Here is a 22,802-nt window from a genome sequence, read left to right on the forward strand (position 1 = left end):
GCAGTTTTTTCGGTTTTTTCTTCATCGCTTCGTCTTTTTTTGCTAATTACCTTTCGGAATAGAGGCCGGCGTCACAAGCCAGGCTCATGGTGGTTTGCGTCAACCAGGCGTCGATTTCGGCATTTTTAAAATTGATATCCGCTTGGGTTTTCGCTATTTTTACATTGTTTAAGTCGATAAAAGTAATCTCATCATTAGCATAGCGAATTTGGGCAGCTTGATAATTCTGTTCTCCTTGCTGAGCTAAGTACTGCATGGCTTCCATGGCTTTCATGGCGCTTTCCAAATAGCCATAAAGCTCAACAATATTCTGTTGGACGTTGATACGGGCCAGCTCCAGATTGTTCTTGGCTTCAGCTATCTTCTGTCCCTCTTCCAGTTCGTAAAATTCAAAATCCGGGGGTATATCAAATTGTCCATAGCGATATTGTTCTTCTAACAATTCAAGGGTACTTTGAGCATTGCCGACCTCCGCCCGATTGGCTAAAGCCTGGCTCATATATTCCTCAGGGGTGCGAATTTGGGCTGCAGGTTTGACATTATAGTCCTGTAATGTAGCGTATTTTCTATCTAGGGCTTCTCCCATGCTGTGGTTAAGTGTCAGATAGGCAGAATCTTTACTGTTTTGGGCACTGAGGTATCGGTAACGGGTTTGCTCATAGGCGATTTCCGCCAGCCTTAACTGAGCTTCCGTAACCATGCCCTTTTCTTTCTCGATCCGCGCCTTCTTATAGTCTTCATACAGAGAATTCACCAGTTCGCTCTGGATATTGACCGCATAGTCCGCTTTAAGGAGATCAGCATACTGACGATAGGCTGAGAGGCGTACAGAATTGGTTAACATGGCATGCCCATTATAATACTGAGTTAGATTGGATTCCAGTATTTTGGGTGTTAATAGATAGGATCTGACGATCTGAAAGGGTTCCGGTGTATAGGGGATATACCCTAAGGATTGCTTCAGCGCTCCTTTAGTATTGGCATAAGTACTTTCCAATTTGGCAATACCCAGGCCATTCGTCTTCAGGAGCTGGGAGTTTTGAATGGTCTGAATGGCTGCTTTTTCGATATCTAAGCTATCTTCCGCGGCAAGTGCTACATGGGTAGTGCTTGTACTGGTCAGTAGCAGCGTAACCAGCAACATAAACGATAGTGCTTTTTTCAACTGATATCCTCCTTTACTGTGACAAATAGCTTTTGAAGTTGGGCAAGAATTACTTGAGATAATCGACCGCATCTAAGTCAAAATCTTTCTCCGCTAACTGATCGTAAAACCCCCGGGTAGGGCTATAATCGTGGGAAGGGTTTCCTTTAAGGAATAAACCGGTTAGCCTTGTCATGTCTTTAATGGGTGCGTAATCTAAAATATTGTTACCCTGCAGCTCTAAATAGGTTAAATTATTCAGGCTTTTGAGAGAAGTAACCTGCTCCAAGTCGTTAAAGGCAAGGCTTAATGATTGCAGATTGCTCAGCTTCTGCAGGGGAGCGAGCTTGGAACCTACAAGAAGGTTATTGCGCAGATTCAGCGACTGAAGATTAGTAAAGCGCTCCATGCCGGTCAGATCTTTGATGCCATAGCCCTCGGCATCGAAGTGGGTGAGACTTAACACATCACTGAGGTAGATTGGCTGGGTGGAGGCATTTTTTCCCATCATGAACTTCACTGCCCATTCCAAATTCGAATCATTAAACTTAATTGCTGAATCCTCAGATACCTTCAGGGTCAACGTCGTTGTCAGGCCAGTTTCCCCGACTGTACCTTGGAAGCTATAGGTGCCTACCTTATTTAACATACTCACAGTGGGCGTCGAACTCCAAATGACCGGATACTTCTTGTTGGTTTGGTCGCTCAGAGTAACTATTACTGACTCCGGTAGGTTATATTTACTTCCCTGCACGACTTCGGCAGTAAAGGTATCCGCCCTGCTGATTACAGGCTCAACATTCAGAGTTAACTCTACTGTGGTGTAATACCCCTCAATCTCGCCACGATAATAATAGGTGCCCGCTTTTTGGGTGGATACATTATCCAGATTCCAAGTTACCGGTACCTCTACCAGGTTGCCTTTATTCGTAGTCACCGTTACTTTGCCGGGCAGATTGTAGGTTTCTTTCTCCTTAACATTAACGGTGATATTTTTGACTTCATCGATCTCCGCCGGTAAGGCAGCTAATTGTTCCACCGTCTTCGCCGGAATAACCCCCGTTCCGCCGAAAACAGTTATTTCACTAACGACCTTGGCGCTAAGATAGTTTTGCACAGTAGGCGGAATCTGATTTCCTTTCACCAAAATTAAAGCATGGTCACCTTTTTGGGCGAGAGCTGCCGCTCCAAGGGCATCCGGAAAAGACTCCCCTGTGGCCACATAGATCTTCGTCGCGTCGAGTGAATCCTCATAATACCGGAGAAGAGCAATATTACGTATATAAGCATCAGCCCCTCCGATCCGTGTTCCTTCAGGAAGCTTATTTTCAATAGTTTTGGCAACTTCCCTTTCACTGCCAACTATCACAATCTCGGTATTTCTCAGTCTTCCTAGATAGTTTTCCAGATTTGCGGTCATTTCGTCCTTAGGAACCAGCAAAATCGGCATACCTTTAGCCGCCGCGATAGGTGCCACAGCCAAGGTATCGGCAAACTCTAGTCCTGAGGTGACGAAAATACCTTCCTTGGTGCCCACCTCCCTGGCCACCGCCAGGGCCGTGTCATAACGATCCTTCCCTGCGAACCTCTTCACCGTGATGCCCAGGGCCGCAATCTGCTTATCCACCGGGGAGGGAATCACTCCGAGCCCGCCAACAATATAGGCATTTTTGGGTTTTAGTCGCTTTAATTCTGTTATAGCCTCCGGGCTTAATCCTGTGCGTGCCGTCAGTAACAGCGGTGCATCATATTTCCCCGCCAAAGGCGCGGCGCTCAGAGCATCAGGATAATTTTCACCGGTGGTGATGACTACTGCAGCAGACCCTGTAGGCCAGCCACTTTGGCTGGCGGCGATCGCTGTTTGATAACGATCACTCCCGGCGACTCGCGAACTCAGTACTGCTGCATCGGTGCTTTGCGCCACTGTTAAGGTAAATATCCCTAAGCTGACCAAAAATACAGCCATCTTCTTCCATTTAAACAAAAAACATCCTCCTTTTATATGCGCCACTTTTTCCGCTAATTGGTGGTTCGCGCACTGGCATTGCTGGATTTACCACTGGTCTTGGAGTCATTAGCTGCTTCGACGTAATAATAATAGGTCGTCTTCGCCGACAAATTGCGGTCTGTATAGTAAGGATTGACGTTGGTATTGATCAAGGCGTAATTGCCGTTAGAAGAAGTCGAGCGATAGATCTTATAATATGTGGCGTTGGGCACTGCATTCCAAGCCAGATATATCTGGCTGGAGTTAAGAGTCGTAGCAGTCAGGTTATTAGGCGCAACCAAACTGCTCGAACCCTCCCCCGTTACCGTATAGGCAATCGTCGAGAAGCCACTGGAGCCCGCATTACTGACCGCCTGCACTTTGTAATAATAGGTCATCCCCGCTGTCAGGCCTTCATCAATATAATATGGCAAGGTCAAGTTAGCGATATTGGTGTAAGTTCCCGAATATGAAGTTGACCGATAAATCTTATAGTGAGTCGCCCCTACCGCTGCGTTCCAAGTGAGGAGGATTTGATTGGAGCTCTTGCTCAATGCCACCACATTGGTGGGAACGGCCAAGCCATCGGTGCTTAACAGGGGCGAGGCTATCACGACAGAGGAATAAGGTCCCGTTCCCCTGGAATTAGCTGCCTGGACTTTATACAAATACGTTGCGCCACTGGCCACATTGTCGTCGGTATAATAAGGGTAGTTGACCGAGTCGATTATGGTGTAAACCCCCGAATCAGACTTAGTGCGATAAACGTTATAAGTGACCGCATTGGGGACGGTATACCAAGTTAGATGGATCTCGTCCGTAGTTAAAGGCGTCGCGACCAGATTACCCGGCGCCTGCAAGAGGTTGGCATCGGACTGTGTCGTTGCCTGGGCAATATTGGAATATGCGCTTGTTCCTGAGGAATTAGCTGCCTTTATCTTATAATAGTAGGTGATTCCTGAGGGTAGATAAGTATCCAAATAATAAGGATTACTGACAGTTGCGATATCTGTATAGGTTCCCGAATACGAGGTTCCGCGATAGATAATATAGGTGTTAGCATTGCTGATGGTGTTCCAAGTCAAATAGACCTGATTGGTATCGATGGTATTGGCGACCACATTGCTCGGAGTTGGTAAATTCCCGGTCCCCTCTCCGGTGGAAGGCGCAATACTTTTCAAGAGTGTATCAGATATAGCTCCGGTCCCTCCGAAAGCCACGGCCTTATCAATGTTCCCCGAATTCTCCGCGATAAATTTTTCCGAGGCAGCTTGCAGTGAACTTTTTATGAGGATGACTGGTGAATAAGAACGGGCGGCAAAGACCGAACCGGACAGAGCGTCCGGATAGGCCTCCCCTGTCGCCACATAGACAGTGCTCAGATCAAGATCATTAGCAAAGTATTCGATAATTTTAATATTGGCATCATAGGGATTGGTCCCATATAACCGCTGGGGAGAAGGTAATTTATTGACTACCGTTGCATTTATCGTATCGGCATCTCCTAAGACATAAGTCCGGTCCACGTTCTTATCCAATAGGTTTTTCAAAGCATTGGATATACTGTTTTTCGGAGTCAGCAGAATGGGCATACCCTTTTGAGCTGCAATAGGAGCCACAGATAAAATATCCGCGAAATCACTGCCGGTAGCGACAACAGCTTCATCAAAACTGCCTATCATTTTAGCAACTTCCAGAGAAGTTTCATAACGATTCATTCCTGAAGCTCGGGAAACCGTAATTCCAAGATTTTTAATGTCTTTTTCGACTTTAGCAGAGATAACTCCTTCTCCCCCCACAATGATTACATTTTTCACATTAAGGCTCAAAAACTGGTTCTTCGTAGGTTCCTCCAACTTATTTTTAGAAGTGAGCAAGATCGGCGCCTTAAATTTGGCCGCTAAGGGTGATGCACACAAGGCATCGGGGAAATTCTCCCCACTGGCCAAAACAGCATAACTAGATGTACTCCACCCTGCCGCAGCTATTTCAGCAGAAGTCTCGTACCGATTAGCACCAAAGATGCGATCACTTTGGATCTCTGTCGAAGTACCTGAGCTCCCTAAGGTCTTCGCGCTGGCTGCTGAAGAATAACTGCTGGAGCCCACACTATTAATCCCCTGAATTTTATAATAATAAGTGGTTGCCGCCATTAAGCCAGTATTGCTGAAACTGGTACCCGCGACTGCACCCATGTATGTATATTCGCCTGAGACTGAATTGGAGCGATATATGTAATACTGGCTGGCCTCACTGGCAGAATTCCATGACAGATTAATTTGATTGTCGCTGACTGCCGTAGCTATTAACCCGGTAGGCGTAGCCGGTGTGCTTAATGCATAGGTGTTTTGTGGGATGGTCAGCACCATAATCATTATCAAACAAAGGATTGTCATTAACCTAAGTTTAAATCTCCCCATATCCCTATCTCCCCCATTTACTATTTAGATTTACCTTTATGTATTTACTTCTTCGTATGAATTATTTAACCTTCTATTATGACTATACTATATATAGTCGTATATTTTAATTATAACCTAACGAGGAAAAAGTATCGAGGATAAATTTCAAGGAATGACCTGAACCGTTTTTTCCATGATCACTGGAGATAATATTGCCCATACAGTCCTTTGCCTAACTCCAAAGTTAGGTTATTACGAAGAAACCTGGCCGCTCATAAAAGAGGCCAGGTTTCTCTGGATTATCGAATCTTAAGAGATGCGATCTCGGGGGCATGGCTTTTGCCGATGCCCACCAAGCATTATTTAGTTAGTTCACATCAATCTCTATTTCGATAGTCTTGATCAAGCCGGTTGCAGTACTAGCAGAAACGGTGATGCTACCATCCGTGAGAGCACCAGCAGGTAAAGTGATATCACCAGTGGTACTTACACCAATTGAAGTACTGTTGTTTAAGACACTATAGCGAGCCATACCCCAACCTGTTTTACCGTATTGGTCTTTTGGTGCAAAGTAGATATTTTGTGCACCCTTGGCTGTTCCATCAGCAGTATACTTGTTGAATGTTGTGCCAAGTAAAGCTTTGATCTGATCGCTGGTACCCTTCAGATAAATTTTGTCTTTATCGACATCATCTATCGTAATGCCAGCTTTTTGGGTCTTTACAACCACAGCAACGCTTGCTGCTGCAGGGTTAGCAACTGAAGAAGTGAGCGGTGTTCCTACAGCATACAGATTATTATCTGCGCCTTTGATGGTGACCGTAAGGTTTCCTTTGGATTCAGCTTTAGCAGGATCAGATGCCTTTTTGGCAACTACTTCAATAGAATCGTAGGCGTTACCATTTGGATCATCACCAGCAATGACTAAGAAGTCAGCGCTTGTGCTTACAGCACCGATAACAGGATTACCCTTTAAGACAACATCAGCTTTAGATGCTGTTAAGCCATAAACTTTGGGATTTACCTTGTAGTCTTTTTGCTTAAGAGTAAGGGCAGACGCTGTCGTTGTGGATGAAGCATAAGCATAGATAGGCTTCTCCAGTTGGTCGATTCTGTAGTCTTTGATGTCATCGGATTTGATTGAAGTGAAGGACATAGATTTGCTGTCGACGGGTTTAGTTCCATCATATAGAGTGAACGTAACAGCGCCCGAACCTACTCCTAGGGCTTCGAATTCAACTTGGGATTCGCCGTTAATCAGCAACTTGTCATTATTTACATTAATAGGAGTCGTCTCAGTACCCATATTTGTGGTACCCGTTCGTGGAACAAGCTTGCCCGCGCTATTCTTTTCAAGTACTGTTGCTTTAATTTTGCCAGTTGCATTTACAAGAATTTTATAATCATTATTCTTGCCAAGTGTTGTCATATCGATATCGCGGCCATATTGGTCAACAATAGTGAATCCGCCTGCATCCCAACCGAAGTCGGCTACTTGAGTTGCTCCAGTATCAATCAAGGTACCGTTACTGTCTGCAGCAGCTGCTTGAAGAATGCTCTTGACGACATCGGTGTCAACTTTGAGCGCATCTGCTTGTACAGGTTTTTGGATTCTGATGTTCACACTACTGAAGTCACCGGTACGACCGACAACACTGGTTACAACCCGAGTGACGGAACTTTGACCGGAAGAAAGCTGATATGGAACGGATTTAACGGAAGCAGTACCATCAGCATTTCTCACCAATGTTGCGGTATCCTTACTAATTTCAACTTTGCCATCCAAATCAGCGAATTTCGTAATTGCTTTACCGTTTTGGTCATAAGCAGCGAAGGGAATCTCTTTGGATTCATTGCTGGCAATCACTTCCGAAGGAGCATAGAGCTTGAATTTGGAGACTTCTGCTTGCTTCTTCAGGGTGAAATCAACTTGCGATGTTTTGCCGGTCCAAGTCATAGCCGTGATAACTCCCGGCATATCCACCTGAACTTCGCTTGAATCAACGGTTACCTTGATCAGGCCTTTTTTAGAATCGGCAGGATCCGAGACCAATTCAGCTGTCACTTGAGGGTGTGAAGTGGTAAGTTTTCCAAAGTTTTGATCACCTTTAGTATTGCTAACGAAAATCAAACCTTCTTCTAACAGCGTATAGTTTTTGGTTTCGTTGCCACTGATGTCAGTAGCTGTGAAATCAAGATAGGTAACTGTAGCAGTATCACCTGCAGTCAGCTCTAACTTGACTGGTTTGAAAGTAAAATCACTTAGAGTACCGATCTGTGAAGTAGCCATCAAATTCTTGGTTGTGGAGACACCAGAAGTAGTCTCATGTGCACTGATGACGATACCGCCACTGAAGGTCAGGAGATTCAGGTTATCGTTAGGTTCTATGGTAAGCAAGCCTTTGTCGGGGGTAATATCACCTACGCCTGTTTGGAATTCTACGTTGTTAGCCAAGGCTGAGTTGGTAATATCCACTTGGTATTGGTCAAAGATCTTATAGGTCGCATAACCATATTGCTTTTGCTCGTCTCCAACAGTTCTGGTAACAACGCCCAACTTTTCGGAGGTAATGTCAATTTTAGCAACTTTTTGCTCGGTTACACTCACATTCTTGGAGCCGAGATCTTTTTCGCCATCTTTGACACTTACAGTGTAGACAGCTTCAACAAATTTGGCAGATTTTTGCAAGGTAGCTTCAGTCTTAGCTTCGTTCCATGAAGCGGACACGGCAACAGGAGCGGTATCCTGCTTCACTTCGAAGGTAACCTTGCTGGTATCCGCAGCAGGACCAGCAAATTTTACCGTGAAGGTATCAGCGGAAGTAGCAGTTACGCTTTCCAGCGCAAATACTCCGGTTGAGGGAGGATTCTTAACAGCGTCGATTACTGCATTGCTAACAGCAGCGGTTCCGCCAAGAGCAACAACAACGCTGTCGTCAGCCAGGTTGGAAGCAATGTCAGCTTTTACAGTTTTTCCGTCAGTTAAAGCAATCGGGGAATTAGTTTGTGCAGCAAGCACGGAACCTACGAGGGCATCAGCCAAAGTGAGGCCGTTACCAACATAGACAGTACCGAAATCGAAGTCGAGTTCAGCGATAACTTGTTTGTTGGTGTCATAACGATCATCACCGGCAAGACGTTTTGCACCGGCAATGTCTTTAACACGGGTGGTTCCGCCAACAATGTAGTCAGCGTCAACAGTGCCGTTCGGAGTACCGTTTTGGTTAGCAACTACGATAGCATAGTTGTTAGCAGCTGCGTAGGAAGCAACGGACATAGCGTCAGCAACGCCGTCATAACCAACAACGAAGGTTCCTGCAGGAGCAGTTAATTTCTTGTTGATAGCTTCGGCAGTTTCAACACGGCCAGCACCTTTAACTTCTTCAACACTGAAGCCGGCAGCTTTCAGTTCGTCAACAACAGCTTTGCTGGCAGCAGCACCAACTACGATGACTTTGTCAACACCGAGAGCTTTCATGGACTTGACGACATCGTCATTCATGTCAGCTTTGTCGGTCAGGTAGATCGGAGCGTCTTCTTGAGCTGCCAGGGGAGCTGCAGCAAGAGCGTCAACGAGGTTATTGGGGTTACCGGCAGCAACAACTGCGGTGTCTGCAGAAGCATACGCTTTTTCTGCGATTTTGATCGAGGTTAGGTATCTGTCGGCACCGGCAAGACGGGTTTCCGTCTCAGCAGCGAATACGCTGACTGGAGCCATTGACAATACCATACCGGCGATAGCTAAGGAGGCTAAAGCCTTTTTTGTCTTGTTCATGTAGTGAATTTCTCCTCTCATTCTTGTGGTAACGTTTTTTGTCTTCCGAAGTCACGGCAGTCATGTTTGTTTTTTAATTAAGAAGTTCTGTGCCAGACTCCTCACCTTTGCTGATCAGTGGTCGTCACTCACCCCCTTAAATAAGCCGCAAATCTTTAGACATTGCGCAATATCTAAAGGCATCCCACCCCTTAAAGGGGGCGTCCCCCCTGAGAGGCTTACGCCTCGCGGGTGGCTTACCCTTTAGACAGAACTAATGAAGAAACCTTTGACAGTTTCTACACTCGTAATAAACTATTCGATGCCGGATTTAATATTCCTGCATATCTCCGAAAAAATTTCTTAGAAAATCTTAGAAAATCTCGGAGTTAAGAATTATACGAGCGCATGTTTAAATTCTAACTAAAAACTCAGCTTTTTTCCAGACCCTTTGTAAACTTTTTTATAAACTTTTTCTTAATTACCGTTTTGTTTGAGCTAATATCCCCTGTGAATGAGAATCCCCCGGTAAATTCCCAGAGCAGATTTTCTCTGAAATTCCGGATCGTTGATGAGTTTCTCTTCCACCGGATTGGAGATAAAGCCCAATTCAACAAGGATGGCCGGCATGGTGGTATTCTTGATCACATAAAAATTAGCGGTTTTAACCTTGCGATCCTGGAGCCCCACCTGCTTAATCAATTCCTGTTGAACAGCGGAAGCAAGCTTTCTTCCCTCCTCGGCTTTAGGATTTTCTGCGGAGACGTAGGTGGTCACTCCACCGGCTTCCGGGTTGGAAAAGGCATCGTTATGTATAGAGACGTAAAGATCCGCCGGAATCTGATTCGCTATGGTTACTCTGGCTTGTAAATCTTTTAATTCTGTATAGCTACCACCGGCGGGGGAGGTATCTCCAGTCCTTGTCATGACGACTTTCGCCCCGGCTTGCCGCAAAAGATCCGCTAAGTAAAGTCCCACCGACAGGGTGGAGTTCTTTTCATGAGACCCGCCGGGACCCGACGCCCCCGGGTCCTTGCCTCCATGTCCCGGGTCCACTACGACCGTGAGTCCCGCCAGGAGGTAGGGAGGTTGTATACTTCCTTCCACGATCCCTTTGACCCGTTCGGAAAGCACGGTTTCCCCGCCGATGATGGTAACCAAGAGCTGAGCCTGAGCCGTTGCCGCATTGCCCAGAGCAGAGTAGGTCACCGCCGGTAAGTCTTCCTGATAGGCCATAAATAAGTAAGCATTTTGTTTAACGGCTAAGGCGCCTGTAACCAGAGCGTCGGGGAAATTCTCCCCTGTCACTAAAAAAGTTCTCTGGGTTTCGGACGCAAAGTCTGATCCAAATTCCTCTTGAGTAAACCAGAAAGCTTTGGCCGCCGTTTCATACCGGTTATCTCCCGCAATGCGGGTCATTCCCGTCAGCCCAGCCACTGCTTCCGGAGAAATCGCTTTTTCTCCCCCGACTACTGTGGTCTTGGTTACGGCCTCCGACTCCTGATTCAACTGATAGGCCCCCAATTCCACCAGCTTCTGACGGGTGACCTCGGGAAGTTCTTTGGCTTTGGTAAGCAAGAGGGGCGTTTCGGTAATCCCCGCATAAGGGCCGATAGCCAGAGCATCAGGAAAGTTCTCTCCGCTGGTGAGAATCACCTGACCGTTCCCGCCTAAGCGCTCCGCCACCAGAGCTGCAGTCTCGTAACGATCGGCACCCCCGATTCTTTCCCAGGTCAGTTCCTCTTTTTCCAGAGCCTTGGTAATGGGATTTCCCATAACTCCCGTGCCCCCCAAAAGAATCACATGCCGTGCTCCGAGCCGCTTGATTTCCGCCAGGACTCCTTCATCCAAACCTTTGGAAGCCGTCAGGAGAATGGGGGCGTCATAACGTTTGGAGAGGGGCACGGAAACTAAAGAATCCGGAAAATCATCGTAGCGGGCTAAGATTACAGTATTCGCCTCGCTCCAACCTTCTTGAGCAATCCGTATGGCTGTCTCGATGCGTGTCTCTCCATAGATGCGCGTTACCTCTGCCGTTAAGGGAGCGGCATTAACACTGGCTTGCCCCATCAGCCAAAAGCTGAAGACAGCACCCAGGACCAGGCTCCATTTGTTTCGTCGTGGCCACACAGAAAACCCTCCTTGCTAACTTGGTATCCTTGGGACTTTCGACAGGTTTCACTTTAATCCTCCTGGAAATTCTGACCATTTAATGAGACTTCTTTCATATATAAGTCCGGTTATAAAAGCCGACCTGTCCTTAATTACATAGACAGAAAAAAATAAACTTTTCTTCCTCTTATAGATGTTAAGAATTTATTAACTTTTGGATTTCCCTGTTATTTCTACAAGGTATTTGCAAATTGCACAATTAACATGAAGAAACCTGGCCACTCTCATGAGCGACCAGATTTCTCTAACTTTATCGAGGGAGACCTTCCCTCGATCATTATCTATCGTAGACTTCCCTGCGGTGAAGAACTCTAAGAGTATATAAGGTAGTAATGACTATATTCATAGGTCACCTAACTGTCTCTTGATCTCATCTAAGCTATGGATCTTACCAGCTTTTATGTCTTCCTTACCCTGAGCAATGGCAGCCTTATCTTCTTCTGTCAGCTCCTCGTCATCGTACAAAGGGTTTGTTAATGCTTCTTCGCGAAGTTTGTCCTCAGCCAGCACAAAGATCCCTCCCCAACAGTTAAAGTCCTAGGAATAGACACTATTATTAGGTTTCACAGGTACATAAGCTATTTGTCTAAACGTGATTTGGGTTTGACGCTCACAACTTGCCGCCCAGTCCTTTGCGACTTTGTATTCGGGCAGCAATTTCATCAATCGTTGCGCCTTCAAGCAGTTTCGTGCGTTCTTCGGTGTAGTTGCCGCTTCCGCTATCGAACTGCCTTAGGAAATTCACTGCTCCCGCCGTACCCAGGCCGTTTACCAAAAGACGAAAGCCCTCTTCCTGGATGGAGTTTAAATTACTGTTCATCATATAGCACCTCCGTCAGCCATATCAAGGGATTTTTTACTTTCACATTTGCGTCTGAGCGGGTCGCTGCGTTAATCAGCGCTGGTGAAAAAATCCCATCCATCACTCTCGCATCGATTAATGATCGCAAGCACTGCTTCGGCTTCCATGCGCACCATATCGTTACTCAGATCATCAAAGGGGCGGTTAAGGCAGCAGTTGTCCAAATAGATTTTCATGGACACACATCCTCCTATGATTATTATACTCCAAGCGTCGTAAGAACTCAATTGATGCTAATTATAGTATACCAGATATTCTCAAAAAAGTTAGATTTCTAACACCTCCTTGTTTCAGATGCTTTTCCATATAAGCTCCAGGCCTAGATGTTAAGAATTTATTAACTTTTGGATTTCCCTGTTATTTCTACAAGGTATTTGGCCTTTTGTCACGAAATGTTTGCCAATTGCTTATTACGGGTAAAATGAAATAAGGATGTCGAAAACATAGTTTTATTTCATTTTTATTGATAAAATGAAATAACTGTGCTATTTTGAAGACAGTAATTTCATTTTAGGAGATGGGAAGCATGAAAAACCGTGCCGGCGAATATAGAACAAATTTAACCGGTGAGCTTCAATATCGATCCTTTTTACCTTATCCGTTGCCGCCAAGTCCACCCATTGAGCTTGATGAAGAAACTATTAAGCTGCTTGCTAAGGCTAACCGCAGCATCGGTATTTTAGAAGGCATGTCAAGACAGATTCCTGATATTGATCTGTTTGTTTCTATGTATGTACGCAAGGAAGCCTTGCTGTCTTCGCAAATTGAAGGTACTCAGGTGACACTGGATGATATACTGGACCCGAACATTGAGGAGAACACCAACCAGAATGTCGCCGATGTCATCAACTATATTAAGGCCTCGCATTATGGCTCAGCACGGCTTGCTGAACTTCCATTATGCAATCGCCTGCTTAAGGAAATTCACGAGATACTCATGCAGGACGTACGAGGTGGAGAAAAAAGCCCCGGTGAATTCAGGAGTAGCCAAAACTGGATTGGACCGGCAGGCAGCACCTTAAGGGATGCAAGGTACATTCCTCCCCATCCTGAAGACATGCTTGAGGCGATGTCTGACCTTGAAAAATTTATAAACAGCGAGGATGAGCTTGATCCATTAATTAAAATAGCTTTGATTCACTATCAGTTTGAAACCATCCACCCATTTTTAGATGGTAACGGCAGAATAGGCCGGCTTCTCATTGCACTTTATCTGATTAACCAAAACCTATTGAGTCATGAGACTTTATATATATCTTATTTTTTAAAGAGAAACAGAATTGAGTATTATGACCGATTGACAGAAGTTAGATCGAAAGGCAATTTTGAGCAATGGCTGAAATTCTTTCTTTTAGCGGCCTATGAGTCGGCTCAGGATGCAATTGATACAATTGAAAGGATACTCAAGCTGCATTATAAAAATGTTGAAGTTGTAAAAAACACCGGGAAAGCTTCAAAAACTGTCATGAAGGTATTCAACTATCTTGAAAGCAGTCCGATTATAGACATAAAAAAAACCAGTCTGGCATTGGAACTTTCTTTTAATACAGTGTCCAATGCTGTTAACAAGCTTGTTGAATTGGGAATCCTAAAGCAAACCGAGAATGTCCGCAGAAGCCGGGTGTTTGCTTATGAAGAGTATCTGGAGATACTGCGTAAAGATACCTAAAATGAAAAGAATAACTCTGAAAGCATCTGTTTATTCAGGTGCTTTTTTTTAACCCAATTATTTCACGGTTTTCGGGCTGGTTTCAGCAAGCCCCAGACCTAGATGTTAAGAATTTATTAACTTTTGGATTTTCCTGTTATTTCTACAAGGTATTTGACCTTTTGTCGCGAATTATTTTCAAGTATCCGAGAGCATGTCAGATTTTGTGGTCTTCTGTAGTCTATGTTTAAAGACTTTGCTTATTAATTATTACGCTCAGGATGCTGAGCAATAGGTGGGTAAGCTTGGCTCACAAGCTGATATGGAGCTTAGTCGGCCAGATGAGAAGTATGGAAGGAGAGAGAGATGAAAAAGAGCATCAAAACAGCCGTTGTGACTCTGACGGCATTCACCCTTTTATTCACAAGTCCCATGTTTACTCCCATAATACCTGAGGAAGTTAAAGCGGAAACCTCCATGACCCAGCCGTTGCGTCTTGCGGGGACTTCCCGTTATGATACAGCTATTCAAGTTTCCCAATCAGGCTGGAATTATGCCGATGCGGTGGTTCTGGCCCGGGGGGATGACTTTCCCGACGCTCTGGCCGGTGTGGTATTGGCAAAAAGTTCCCTGGTCAATGGCCCTCTTCTCCTGACCGAGACCGCTCAGTTGAGCGAAGGCGTGCTGGAAGAAATCCAGCGTCTGGGTGCCACTAAGGTCACTATCCTGGGCAGCCCGGGCGCCGTATCTGAGAAGGTCGAGAATACCTTGACCGATCAAGGCTTAACCGTGGAACGCCTTGAGGGGGCCAATCGTTATGGGACGGCGGGTGAGATCGCTAAAGCAGCCGTTCCTCAGTCCGAAAAGGTTTTCCTGGCTTCCGGCAGTGATTTTCCCGATGCCTTAAGCATTTCCTCTTACGCTGCCGCTCAGGGAATCCCCCTTCTTTTAACAGAAAAGAAATCTGTTCCTGAGGTGACTCTGGAAACTCTGCAAGCCCTGGGCGTCTCCGAAGTGACTTTAATCGGCGGGGAGGGAGTCATCCTTCCTGAAGTGCAGGCGCAGCTGGAGGACCTGGATTATACCGTGGATCGTCTCTCCGGCGCGGACCGCTACGGAACCAATCTGGAAATACTCAACAGCTTAAGCTTCAATACAGAGGCTGTCTATATCGCTACAGGGGCGAAATTCCCCGATGCCTTGGCAGGAGCCGCCCTGGCAGCACAGAACAATCACCCCATCGTCTTAGCCCCGCCCAAGGCCTTCAGCGAAGAGGGCATGAGCTACCTGGGCAGCCGCCGTGACGAGGGGGCCGCCTTCACTCTGCTGGGTGGTTGGGGCGTGATCAGCTATGGCATGGAAAGCATTATCCGCACAGGGAATGTGAATCCGAAGATTTCCCTCCAATACTGGGATGGTTATGCCAGCTATGAGACCTATCTTCGTCAACTTTCCTTGATTCCCGGCAAGGCTACCGATTATGTGGATTATGTGTCCCCCAACTGGCGTGGTTCCATCGGTACGGATGGAAGCTTGAAGCTGGTATGGGATGAGGGTTCCAGCAATTATAAGCAGCTGACCAATATGGCTCACGGGCTGGGCATGAAAGTTCTGCCTCTGATCAATGGCAGCGGGGCAACCTTGAATACTCTCTTGAAAAGCCCGGCCGCCCGGGAAAAGCTGATCGGCGAGATCGTGGTTCTGCTTAAGAATACCAATGCGGACGGAGTGGTCATCGATTTTGAGACTCCTTTGGATTACGGGGATGTCAAGGATCCCTATGATGGAGTAAGAAACGATTTGACCGCCTTTATGGAATCCCTCCACTCTGAGTTACAGTCTATGAATAAGCTGGTGGTCATGGCGGTCATGCCCCGCATGTCTTCCTCTCAGTACTGGCTGGATGCCTATGATTATGAAGCTCTTTCTCATGCTGTGGATTATCTCCATGTCATGACCTATGATCATCATTATCGGACTTCCGCTCCCGGACCCATCGCCCCTTATCCTTGGATTAAGCAGGTTCTGACCTATATCCAAGGTCAAGGGGTAGACATGAGCAAGGTTCTGATGGGGATTCCTTATTACGGACGGGATTGGGTGGTTGACGGTAAAGATGCCAATGGCAATCCCACCTACAATTCTACAGCCTTCGGCTATTCCAAGGCTTTAGAGCTCGCCGACTCCTATGGCGCAACTATCACCTACTCCAAATACAATGATGCGGATCCTGTAGGGACACCGACCTTTAAGTATACCGATGAGAAGGGTGTGGAGCACACCGTATTCTTCGATGATTATACCAGCTGGAATGCCAAGCTCTCCATCATCAATGAATTCGGACTGGCTGGAGTAGGCCCCTGGGCGATGGGCTGGGTGGATGAGAATACGGCTGAAGGCCTGTTTCCACTGCTCAATCAGCATCTGCGCTAGGAAGATAATCCAAATAGATAAGGGAGTGTCGTTGGCTGCTTCACAGCAGCTGGACACTCCCTTTTATAACTCCAATTCCTTTTCCACTTCATCGAGAGAATAGGTCACAGGATTCTTTCGATATTCTGCCATGGATTTTTCATATAACTCAAGATCATATTCGTCTTCTATCTGTTCAAGGATTACCCTTCCCACCACATTCGTTACACTTTGCATTATATAGCCCCTTTCTCTTTGTAAATACATAGTATTATGTTCATGAGTCATTTGTCAATAAAATGTCGCCCTACTGAACCCTTAATCAATCCTTTTGCACAAAGTTAAGTCATAATTATGCTTGAATTTTGCCTTGCAAATATGATATATTATGAGCAGAAAAGGAGCTGATTGTTATGCCAACGATTCGACCAATGGCTGACCTGCGCGATACCGGAAAGATTTCCGAGTTGTGTTACCAAAAAAACGAGCCGGTTTTTATTACTAAAAACGGCAGTGGCCACCTTGTTGTCATGAGCATGGATACCTACGACAAGCAGATGGGGCTTCTGGATGTTTATCGAAAGCTCAGTGCCGCTGAACGTCAGCTTGAGACGGGCGTTCCCCTTCTGGATGGAGAGGATGTATTCAAGCGATTGAGGAGGAAACATGGGGAGTGAAAACTACCGTGTCCGGTATACACCACTGGCCTATGAGGACTTGGATGAAATTGATACCTATATCAGTTCCGTCCTCTTAAATCCACCGGCGGCCTTAAACCTGCTGGGAGAAATAGAGGAATCCGTCAATCGTTTACAACAATTTCCGTTTATCGGCTCTGCAGCGGAAGATCCTTATCTGGCTTCCAAGGGCTACCGAAAGCTGGTAGTCCAGAACTATCTGGTGTTTTATTTAGCGGATCAGGTACAGAAGGAAATCGTCGTCATGCGTGTGATATACGGTGCACGGGAATACCGCAGCCTATTATAAGGTGTAGGCAAAAGCCGTCTTTCATTATGGCGGCTTTTTAGCTCACGCCTTGAAATATGCCCTTTTTCGTTGTACCCTTAAGTGTAGAATTTTAAACATATTAGACATTATATGATGAAAGGAAGAATACTATGTCTATTCCCCTGTTGGATTTGAAGGCTCAATATCTTTCTATTAAAGAGGAAATAGATCAGGCCGTCCTGGCGGTTCTGGATTCCAGCAAATTTATTTTTGGTCCCGAGATGAAGCGCTTCGAGGAAGAGATGGCCCTGTACTGCGGGACCAAGCATGCCATAGCTGTCGGCAATGGCACCGATGCTTTGGTGATTGCCTTAAAAGCCTGTGGCATAGCCCCTGGCGATGAAGTGATCACCAGCCCTTTCACCTTTTTTGCTTCTGCGGAAGCCATCGCCCAAGTGGGTGCTACGCCGGTGTTTGTGGATGTGGATCCCCGTACCTTGAATATGGATGAGGCTAAGCTGGAGGAAAAGATTACCCCACGAACCAAGGGAATTATTCCCGTCCATATCTTTGGCCAGATGGCGGATATGGATCCCATCCTGGCTCTGGCTCAAAAACATCAGTTAAAGGTGATTGAGGATGCGGCACAAGCTATAGGGGCAGAATATAAAGGACATAAGGCCGGAGCTCTTGGGGATGCGGGAACCTTCAGCTTTTTCCCCACCAAGAATTTAGGCGGGTATGGAGATGGCGGGATGATCGTCACCAATGACGATGCCTTGGCCGCGGAGGCCCGCATGCTGCGTTTTCATGGCTGCCAGACCAAGTATTATCATGATGAGATCGGGTATAACAGCCGTCTTGATGAACTGCAGGCAGCTATCCTCCGGGTTAAGTTCCGTTACATCGATCAGTGGAATCAGACCCGGGCTGAAAAGGCTGCCGTCTATCATCAACTGTTGGCTCCTTTGGCAGACACTCATCAGGTCACCCTCCCCTTTACAGCTGGGTCGAATAAGCATGTCTTCCATCTTTATGTAGTGCGAACGACTCAGCGGGAGAAGCTTATGGCTGCTTTAACAGAGAGGGGCGTGGCCAATGCTGTTTATTATCCGGTGCCTCTGCATCTGCAGAAAGCCTTAGCCTATCTGGGCTATCAGGCCGGGGATTTCCCTATAGCCGAAGAGGCTTGTGAGCAAGCCCTGGCTATTCCCTGTTATCCGGAATTAACTCAGGAACAGCAAGAGGAAATTGCGGTCATCCTGTTAAAGATATTAGGCTGAGTTCATGATATTTTTTGTTTAGGGTAAATTAATAACTGGAATACGAGGTTTGTTGATTAGATAGATGCAAAATAAGTAAGCATTTGAGGAGGCCCCTATGTTTTGGAATAATGGACTGACCCGACGCAATGAGAGTCGTTTGATTTTACTGGTACTGGTGATGCTATCAGCGATGCTTCTTCCCTCCTTTGAAGTTCACCCTTCTTTACCCAATATCCGGGTGGATGAGGTGCTTTTATTCGGAATCTTTGGCTTAAATCTCTTAGCCTTTATAGCCAGGGGATTCCGTTTCTCACCTGATGCCCGGGAAGAGCTTCGGGCACAGCAGCCGGTACTCAAATGGGTTCTGATCCTTGGGGGGCTTCTTACCCTTTCCTATGCCATTTCCAATTTCTATGGCGTGGTGATTCTGGGAGCCGGCTACTACGGCTTGAGAGACGTGATGGAACTGGTCACTTTCTGCAAACATTTTCTGGTAATCACCCTGGTTCTGTCCATTGACTTGCAAGAAGGCGAGTTCGGTTTCCTTAAGAACGTCTTCTTAGGAGCCTTAGGCTTTCTCATCCTTTTTGGCTGGGGACAGCATTTTAACTTATTTAATATGAATACCTGGATCTCCCCTTTCTTCAATCCCCTGCACTGGGATACTCTGATTCTGGGTAACCCGGCCCGGGTTCTGGGGACTTTTGACAACCCTAATGTCTTCGGTATCTTTACGGTGGTTACCCTGTCCTATCTCACCGTTCACTATTTCTTCGGAGAGCATCTGGGCAAATTCCCTTGGCTCCTCTTCGCTCTCATCGGCCTGGTCATCAAACTGGAGTTTCTCACCATCTCCCGTACGGCTCTCTTTGGCATCGCTTTGCTTTACATCATTCTGTGCGCATGGGCCTTTTTCTATCACCATCGCAGTAAAGAGGTCATGATCAAAATAGGGGCCTTGTTCTTGCTGACTATCATCCTTTTTGCCACGGCCTCCGGGGACTTCTTCTACCGGCTTACCGAGGGGCTGAATTTCTCCAACAGCACTTCTTTCCAAGGGCATATGGATCGTTGGGGAGTCGCCGTGGGGAGCATCTCCCAATCGCCGATTTTGGGCTGGGGTACCCAGAAGTATGTCATGACCACCCTGGTGGATAATGAATATGCCCTCTTCTCCAGACGCTATGGTTTTGTCGGGCTGGTGGTTTATCTGAGCTTCTTCCTCCTGCCCTTTATCAAAGGGTTTATGCATCTGAGAAGACAAAGTCAGATGCTGGTGCACGGACGTTCTTACGATCTGCCGACCCAGCTGATCGCGGCCTATGTGGCCGTTCTGCCCTCCATCTTCGTCTATAATTTTATGGCCGGTATATTCTACAATCTCCAGCTGATGACTCTCTTTTCCATCACCATCGGACTGGCCTACAATTCCCTGAAAAGACGACGCGGATTACTTTAAAGAAGGCTGAGGTTCCATCATGAAGATCTTAGTCATCTCACATATGTATCCTTCAACTCAAAATCCTACCTACGGAATTTTCGTTCATGAGCAGGTCAAGGCTTTAGTGGCAGGAGGCTGTGAGGTCAAAGTCATTTCTCCCGTCCCCTATGCCCCTTGGCCTCTTCCTGTCTTGAAAAAAAAGTGGCAGGCTTACGCTTCTATACCAGCAAAGGACAGAGTGGACGGGATTGAGGTGTTCTATCCCAGATACCCGGAATTCCCCCGTTCTTACCTTTTGGAGCATTCCGGGGCTTTGATGTATCTGGGCCTGAGAAATCTGGTTAAAACTATTGATAAAGAGTTTCCCTTCGATCTGATCCATGCCCATGTCGCTTTGCCTGATGGACATGCCGCTTATAGTCTGAAAAAAGAGTTTCCCGTTCCCACAGTGGTTACCATCCATGGGCAGGATTTTCAATCCACTTTACATAAAGGACCTGCCTGCCGGAAGAGGCTGCAGGAAGTCTTGCTGGGTATGGACAGCGTGATTACCGTCAGCACCAAATTGAAAAACCTGGTTAAGGATGAGCCTTACTATCCTAAAATCCAGGTCATTAATAATGGCATCCATCTTGCTGAGATTGACCGAGCCGAAGTGGGCCGGTCAGGAGCCCGGGATCAAATTACCATCCTCAGTGTCTCTAACCTCAAAAAGACCAAGGGCATCGATCTGAACCTCCAAGCCCTGGCCTCTTTGGTGAAAACCTATCCTAACCTGACCTACAGAATCGTAGGGGACGGGGAGGAACGCAAGAATTTAGAAGCCCTGGCAGAGAGTCTGGATCTGGGCAACCATGTATTCTTCCTGGGGAAACTCCCCCACCAGGAAGCTCTCCAGGAGATGGCCCAGGCGGATATCTTCTGTCTGCCCAGCTGGCAGGAGGGCTTCGGCGTGGTCTATATCGAAGCCATGGCCCTGGGGATTCCGGTCATCGGAGTCAAAGGAGAAGGGATCGAGGATGTCATCGACCATGGAGCAAACGGGCTGCTGGTCCGCCCTCATGAGGTGGAGGACCTGGCGGAAGCCCTGGAGTCTCTCCTGAAGTCTCCCGATTATGCTCGGAAACTGGCTGTAGCTGGTAGGGCTACGGTTCTGGCAGGCTTTACTTGGGAGCATAATGCTGCGAGGATGATTGAGCTGTATCGAGGGCTGTTGGGGTAAGTTTTTTGAAAGCTAATTCTCCAGGATTTTGCTTTAAGCGTTCATTCCATAAACTGCGCGGAGCAATCTAATCGCTCAAGACCGCGCTTAGAATCCGTTCTTTGCCTGAAAGCAAAATCCTTGGGCTGCTTTTCGGGTCTGAGCGTGCAAATACATTAGAAAAACCTGAAAAGACTCTAAAGCGTGGCTTTGCGCACAAGAGCGAAGGATTTTAGCGGAGGGGCGGTCGGGTCAACGAGGCTTTCTTAACAGAGCGAAACCACTGGTTCACATCAGGTATTACCTGGAGGTTTGGTGTAGCTGTTAAGAAAGCGAGTTGACCAGCCCCGGAGCTACTGAGTGAGCGTTGTGCGCAAAGCCACGCGACCTGACCCGAATTAAGAACCTTAAATAAAACTCCAAAAACGGAGGTAAACACCTTTGAAACTATGTATTCTCACCACAGGGCACCAAGCCCTGGATAACAGGATATTCTATAAACAAGCCCTGACCCTGAAGAAGAACTATGATGACATCACTTTAATCGTTCCCGATGAGCGGGAAGAATATATGGAACAAGGTGTGCGCATTATCGGTGTGAAACGGGCCAACTCCCTCTACGGCAGATTCCAGCTGGGGGATACGGTAGTGCAAAAGGCTATCGAAGTCGGGGCTGATGTCTATCATTTTCATGATTTTGAACTGATTTATAAAGTGGGCAAGATCAAAAAGGCCCTCCCTCACTGCAAGCTCATCTATGATGTCCATGAGCATTACCCTGATATGATGAGCATGTCCAAGAAGATTCCCCGGCTGCTCCGGCCTTTGGCCACCTTTGTCGTGGATAAGAGCGAGATCCTCTTAGCCAAGAAATTCGACCAGATCATTACGGCGGATGATGCGGTGAAGGAGCGCTTTGATCCTTATCACTCCCATGTGGATGTGATCTATAACTTTTCAGAGTTTGAACCTAAAGAAGTGCATCTGGAAAAAGAGTATGACATTATCTATCAGGGGGGTATTACCTTAGAACGCGGCGCCTATCATCTGGTTCAAGCCGTTCATCTGCTCAAAAAAGATTACCCCGGGGTCAAGATGGTCTTCGTAGGTCCCTTTAACGATCGGTCAGGCCAGCGCCTGGTGGACGGATATATCCACAAACATCACCTGGAGGACAATATCCTCTTTACCGGCAAGGTTCCTCATGTGGAAGTGGAAGATTACGTGCGCAAATCCCGGATCGGTGCCGTAACCCTTCTCCCTTTGCCCAAGTATTACAAGAATATCCCGATCAAGCAGTTTGAATATATGAGCTGTGGCATCCCTGTGGTAGGCAGCAATCTGCCGCCCATCACCCGCTTCCTTACTCCTTACCACAGCGGTCTGATCGTGGATCCTACCCAACCGGAGGAGATCGCTCAGGCCTTTAAAACCCTGCTTGCCGATGCCAAGCTGCGTCAGGAAATGGGGGCCAATGGCCTCAAAGCGGTTAGGGAAGCCTATAACTGGGGAAAGATGGAGGAGCGGCTCCTCAACCTCTATGCCCGACTTGAAGTGAGGAAGTGA

The 22,802-nt window shown here is 46.8% G+C and carries 17 protein-coding genes; 8 read left to right on the forward strand and 9 right to left on the reverse strand.

Going from position 1 to position 22,802, the window contains the following annotated elements:
• Positions 1 to 46: 46 nt before the first annotated feature.
• From DHAF_RS22400 to DHAF_RS26215, 8 genes are all read right to left on the reverse strand, one after another.
• The gene (locus tag DHAF_RS22400; protein WP_015945254.1) at positions 47 to 1,165 is read right to left on the reverse strand and encodes a TolC family protein; all 1,119 of its coding nucleotides are present in this window, start codon (positions 1,163 to 1,165) and stop codon (positions 47 to 49) included.
• 49 nt (positions 1,166 to 1,214) lie between these two features.
• On the reverse strand, positions 1,215 to 3,128 hold the full coding sequence (locus DHAF_RS22405) for a cell wall-binding repeat-containing protein (protein WP_015945255.1): 1,914 nt from the start codon (positions 3,126 to 3,128) through the stop codon (positions 1,215 to 1,217).
• A gap of 35 nt (positions 3,129 to 3,163) precedes the next feature.
• Positions 3,164 to 5,551, reverse strand: a complete 2,388-nt coding sequence (locus DHAF_RS22410; protein WP_015945256.1) for a cell wall-binding repeat-containing protein — start codon at positions 5,549 to 5,551, stop codon at positions 3,164 to 3,166.
• A 349-nt stretch (positions 5,552 to 5,900) separates the two neighbouring features.
• Positions 5,901 to 9,308: a cell wall-binding repeat-containing protein gene (locus tag DHAF_RS22415; protein WP_015945257.1), complete on the reverse strand. Its 3,408-nt coding sequence runs from the start codon at positions 9,306 to 9,308 to the stop codon at positions 5,901 to 5,903.
• A gap of 477 nt (positions 9,309 to 9,785) precedes the next feature.
• The gene (locus tag DHAF_RS22420) at positions 9,786 to 11,417 is read right to left on the reverse strand and encodes an N-acetylmuramoyl-L-alanine amidase (RefSeq protein ID WP_015945258.1); all 1,632 of its coding nucleotides are present in this window, start codon (positions 11,415 to 11,417) and stop codon (positions 9,786 to 9,788) included.
• Between the two features lie 384 nt (positions 11,418 to 11,801).
• Positions 11,802 to 11,969 (reverse strand): hypothetical protein, encoded by a 168-nt coding sequence (locus tag DHAF_RS26210; protein WP_015945259.1) that lies wholly within the window; start codon positions 11,967 to 11,969, stop codon positions 11,802 to 11,804.
• Positions 11,970 to 12,069: 100 nt separating this feature from the next.
• Positions 12,070 to 12,282 (reverse strand): hypothetical protein, encoded by a 213-nt coding sequence (locus tag DHAF_RS22425; protein ID WP_015945260.1) that lies wholly within the window; start codon positions 12,280 to 12,282, stop codon positions 12,070 to 12,072.
• Positions 12,283 to 12,350: 68 nt separating this feature from the next.
• Positions 12,351 to 12,497, reverse strand: a complete 147-nt coding sequence (locus DHAF_RS26215; protein ID WP_015945261.1) for a hypothetical protein — start codon at positions 12,495 to 12,497, stop codon at positions 12,351 to 12,353.
• Positions 12,498 to 12,838: 341 nt separating this feature from the next.
• On the opposite strand from DHAF_RS26215, the gene DHAF_RS22430 reads away from it, so the two are divergent.
• On the forward strand, positions 12,839 to 13,990 hold the full coding sequence (locus DHAF_RS22430; protein ID WP_041272021.1) for a Fic family protein: 1,152 nt from the start codon (positions 12,839 to 12,841) through the stop codon (positions 13,988 to 13,990).
• Positions 13,991 to 14,335: 345 nt separating this feature from the next.
• Positions 14,336 to 16,402, forward strand: a complete 2,067-nt coding sequence (locus DHAF_RS22435; protein ID WP_015945263.1) for a cell wall-binding repeat-containing protein — start codon at positions 14,336 to 14,338, stop codon at positions 16,400 to 16,402.
• Positions 16,403 to 16,465: 63 nt separating this feature from the next.
• On the opposite strand, the gene relB is transcribed toward DHAF_RS22435, so the two are convergent.
• Positions 16,466 to 16,618 (reverse strand): type II toxin-antitoxin system RelB family antitoxin, encoded by a 153-nt coding sequence (gene relB, locus DHAF_RS22440; protein ID WP_015945264.1) that lies wholly within the window; start codon positions 16,616 to 16,618, stop codon positions 16,466 to 16,468.
• A gap of 176 nt (positions 16,619 to 16,794) precedes the next feature.
• Here relB and DHAF_RS22445 point away from each other — a divergent pair, with 176 nt between their 5' ends.
• From DHAF_RS22445 to DHAF_RS22470, 6 genes are all read left to right on the forward strand, one after another.
• A complete protein-coding gene (locus DHAF_RS22445) occupies positions 16,795 to 17,058 on the forward strand; it encodes a prevent-host-death protein (protein ID WP_011461031.1) in 264 nt (87 codons plus the stop codon).
• Positions 17,048 to 17,368, forward strand: a complete 321-nt coding sequence (locus DHAF_RS22450; RefSeq protein WP_005817080.1) for a type II toxin-antitoxin system RelE/ParE family toxin — start codon at positions 17,048 to 17,050, stop codon at positions 17,366 to 17,368. The genes DHAF_RS22445 and DHAF_RS22450 overlap by 11 nt, the downstream gene beginning before the upstream one ends.
• 131 nt (positions 17,369 to 17,499) lie before the next feature.
• The gene (locus DHAF_RS22455; RefSeq protein ID WP_011461032.1) at positions 17,500 to 18,612 is read left to right on the forward strand and encodes a DegT/DnrJ/EryC1/StrS family aminotransferase; all 1,113 of its coding nucleotides are present in this window, start codon (positions 17,500 to 17,502) and stop codon (positions 18,610 to 18,612) included.
• Between the two features lie 97 nt (positions 18,613 to 18,709).
• Positions 18,710 to 20,053: an O-antigen ligase family protein gene (locus DHAF_RS22460; protein WP_011461033.1), complete on the forward strand. Its 1,344-nt coding sequence runs from the start codon at positions 18,710 to 18,712 to the stop codon at positions 20,051 to 20,053.
• A gap of 19 nt (positions 20,054 to 20,072) precedes the next feature.
• The gene (locus DHAF_RS22465; protein WP_015945265.1) at positions 20,073 to 21,257 is read left to right on the forward strand and encodes a glycosyltransferase family 4 protein; all 1,185 of its coding nucleotides are present in this window, start codon (positions 20,073 to 20,075) and stop codon (positions 21,255 to 21,257) included.
• Positions 21,258 to 21,677: 420 nt separating this feature from the next.
• A complete protein-coding gene (locus DHAF_RS22470) occupies positions 21,678 to 22,802 on the forward strand; it encodes a glycosyltransferase family 4 protein (protein ID WP_015945266.1) in 1,125 nt (374 codons plus the stop codon).

This window comes from Desulfitobacterium hafniense DCB-2 (genome assembly GCF_000021925.1).
Lineage (GTDB): Bacteria > Bacillota > Desulfitobacteriia > Desulfitobacteriales > Desulfitobacteriaceae > Desulfitobacterium > Desulfitobacterium hafniense.

Excerpts from the sequence above, each read along its gene's own strand:
- DHAF_RS22410 (WP_015945256.1), bottom strand. The coding sequence starts at position 5,551 with ATGGGGAGATTTAAACTTAGGTTAATGACAATCCTTTGTTTGATAATG.
- DHAF_RS22415 (WP_015945257.1), bottom strand. The coding sequence starts at position 9,308 with ATGAACAAGACAAAAAAGGCTTTAGCCTCCTTAGCTATCGCCGGTATG.
- DHAF_RS22425 (WP_015945260.1), bottom strand. The coding sequence starts at position 12,282 with ATGATGAACAGTAATTTAAACTCCATCCAGGAAGAGGGCTTTCGTCTT.
- DHAF_RS26215 (WP_015945261.1), bottom strand. The coding sequence starts at position 12,497 with ATGAAAATCTATTTGGACAACTGCTGCCTTAACCGCCCCTTTGATGAT.
- DHAF_RS22430 (WP_041272021.1), top strand. The coding sequence starts at position 12,839 with ATGGGAAGCATGAAAAACCGTGCCGGCGAATATAGAACAAATTTAACC.
- DHAF_RS22435 (WP_015945263.1), top strand. The coding sequence starts at position 14,336 with ATGAAAAAGAGCATCAAAACAGCCGTTGTGACTCTGACGGCATTCACC.
- relB (WP_015945264.1), bottom strand. The coding sequence starts at position 16,618 with ATGCAAAGTGTAACGAATGTGGTGGGAAGGGTAATCCTTGAACAGATA.
- DHAF_RS22445 (WP_011461031.1), top strand. The coding sequence starts at position 16,795 with ATGCCAACGATTCGACCAATGGCTGACCTGCGCGATACCGGAAAGATT.
- DHAF_RS22450 (WP_005817080.1), top strand. The coding sequence starts at position 17,048 with ATGGGGAGTGAAAACTACCGTGTCCGGTATACACCACTGGCCTATGAG.
- DHAF_RS22455 (WP_011461032.1), top strand. The coding sequence starts at position 17,500 with ATGTCTATTCCCCTGTTGGATTTGAAGGCTCAATATCTTTCTATTAAA.
- DHAF_RS22460 (WP_011461033.1), top strand. The coding sequence starts at position 18,710 with ATGTTTTGGAATAATGGACTGACCCGACGCAATGAGAGTCGTTTGATT.
- DHAF_RS22465 (WP_015945265.1), top strand. The coding sequence starts at position 20,073 with ATGAAGATCTTAGTCATCTCACATATGTATCCTTCAACTCAAAATCCT.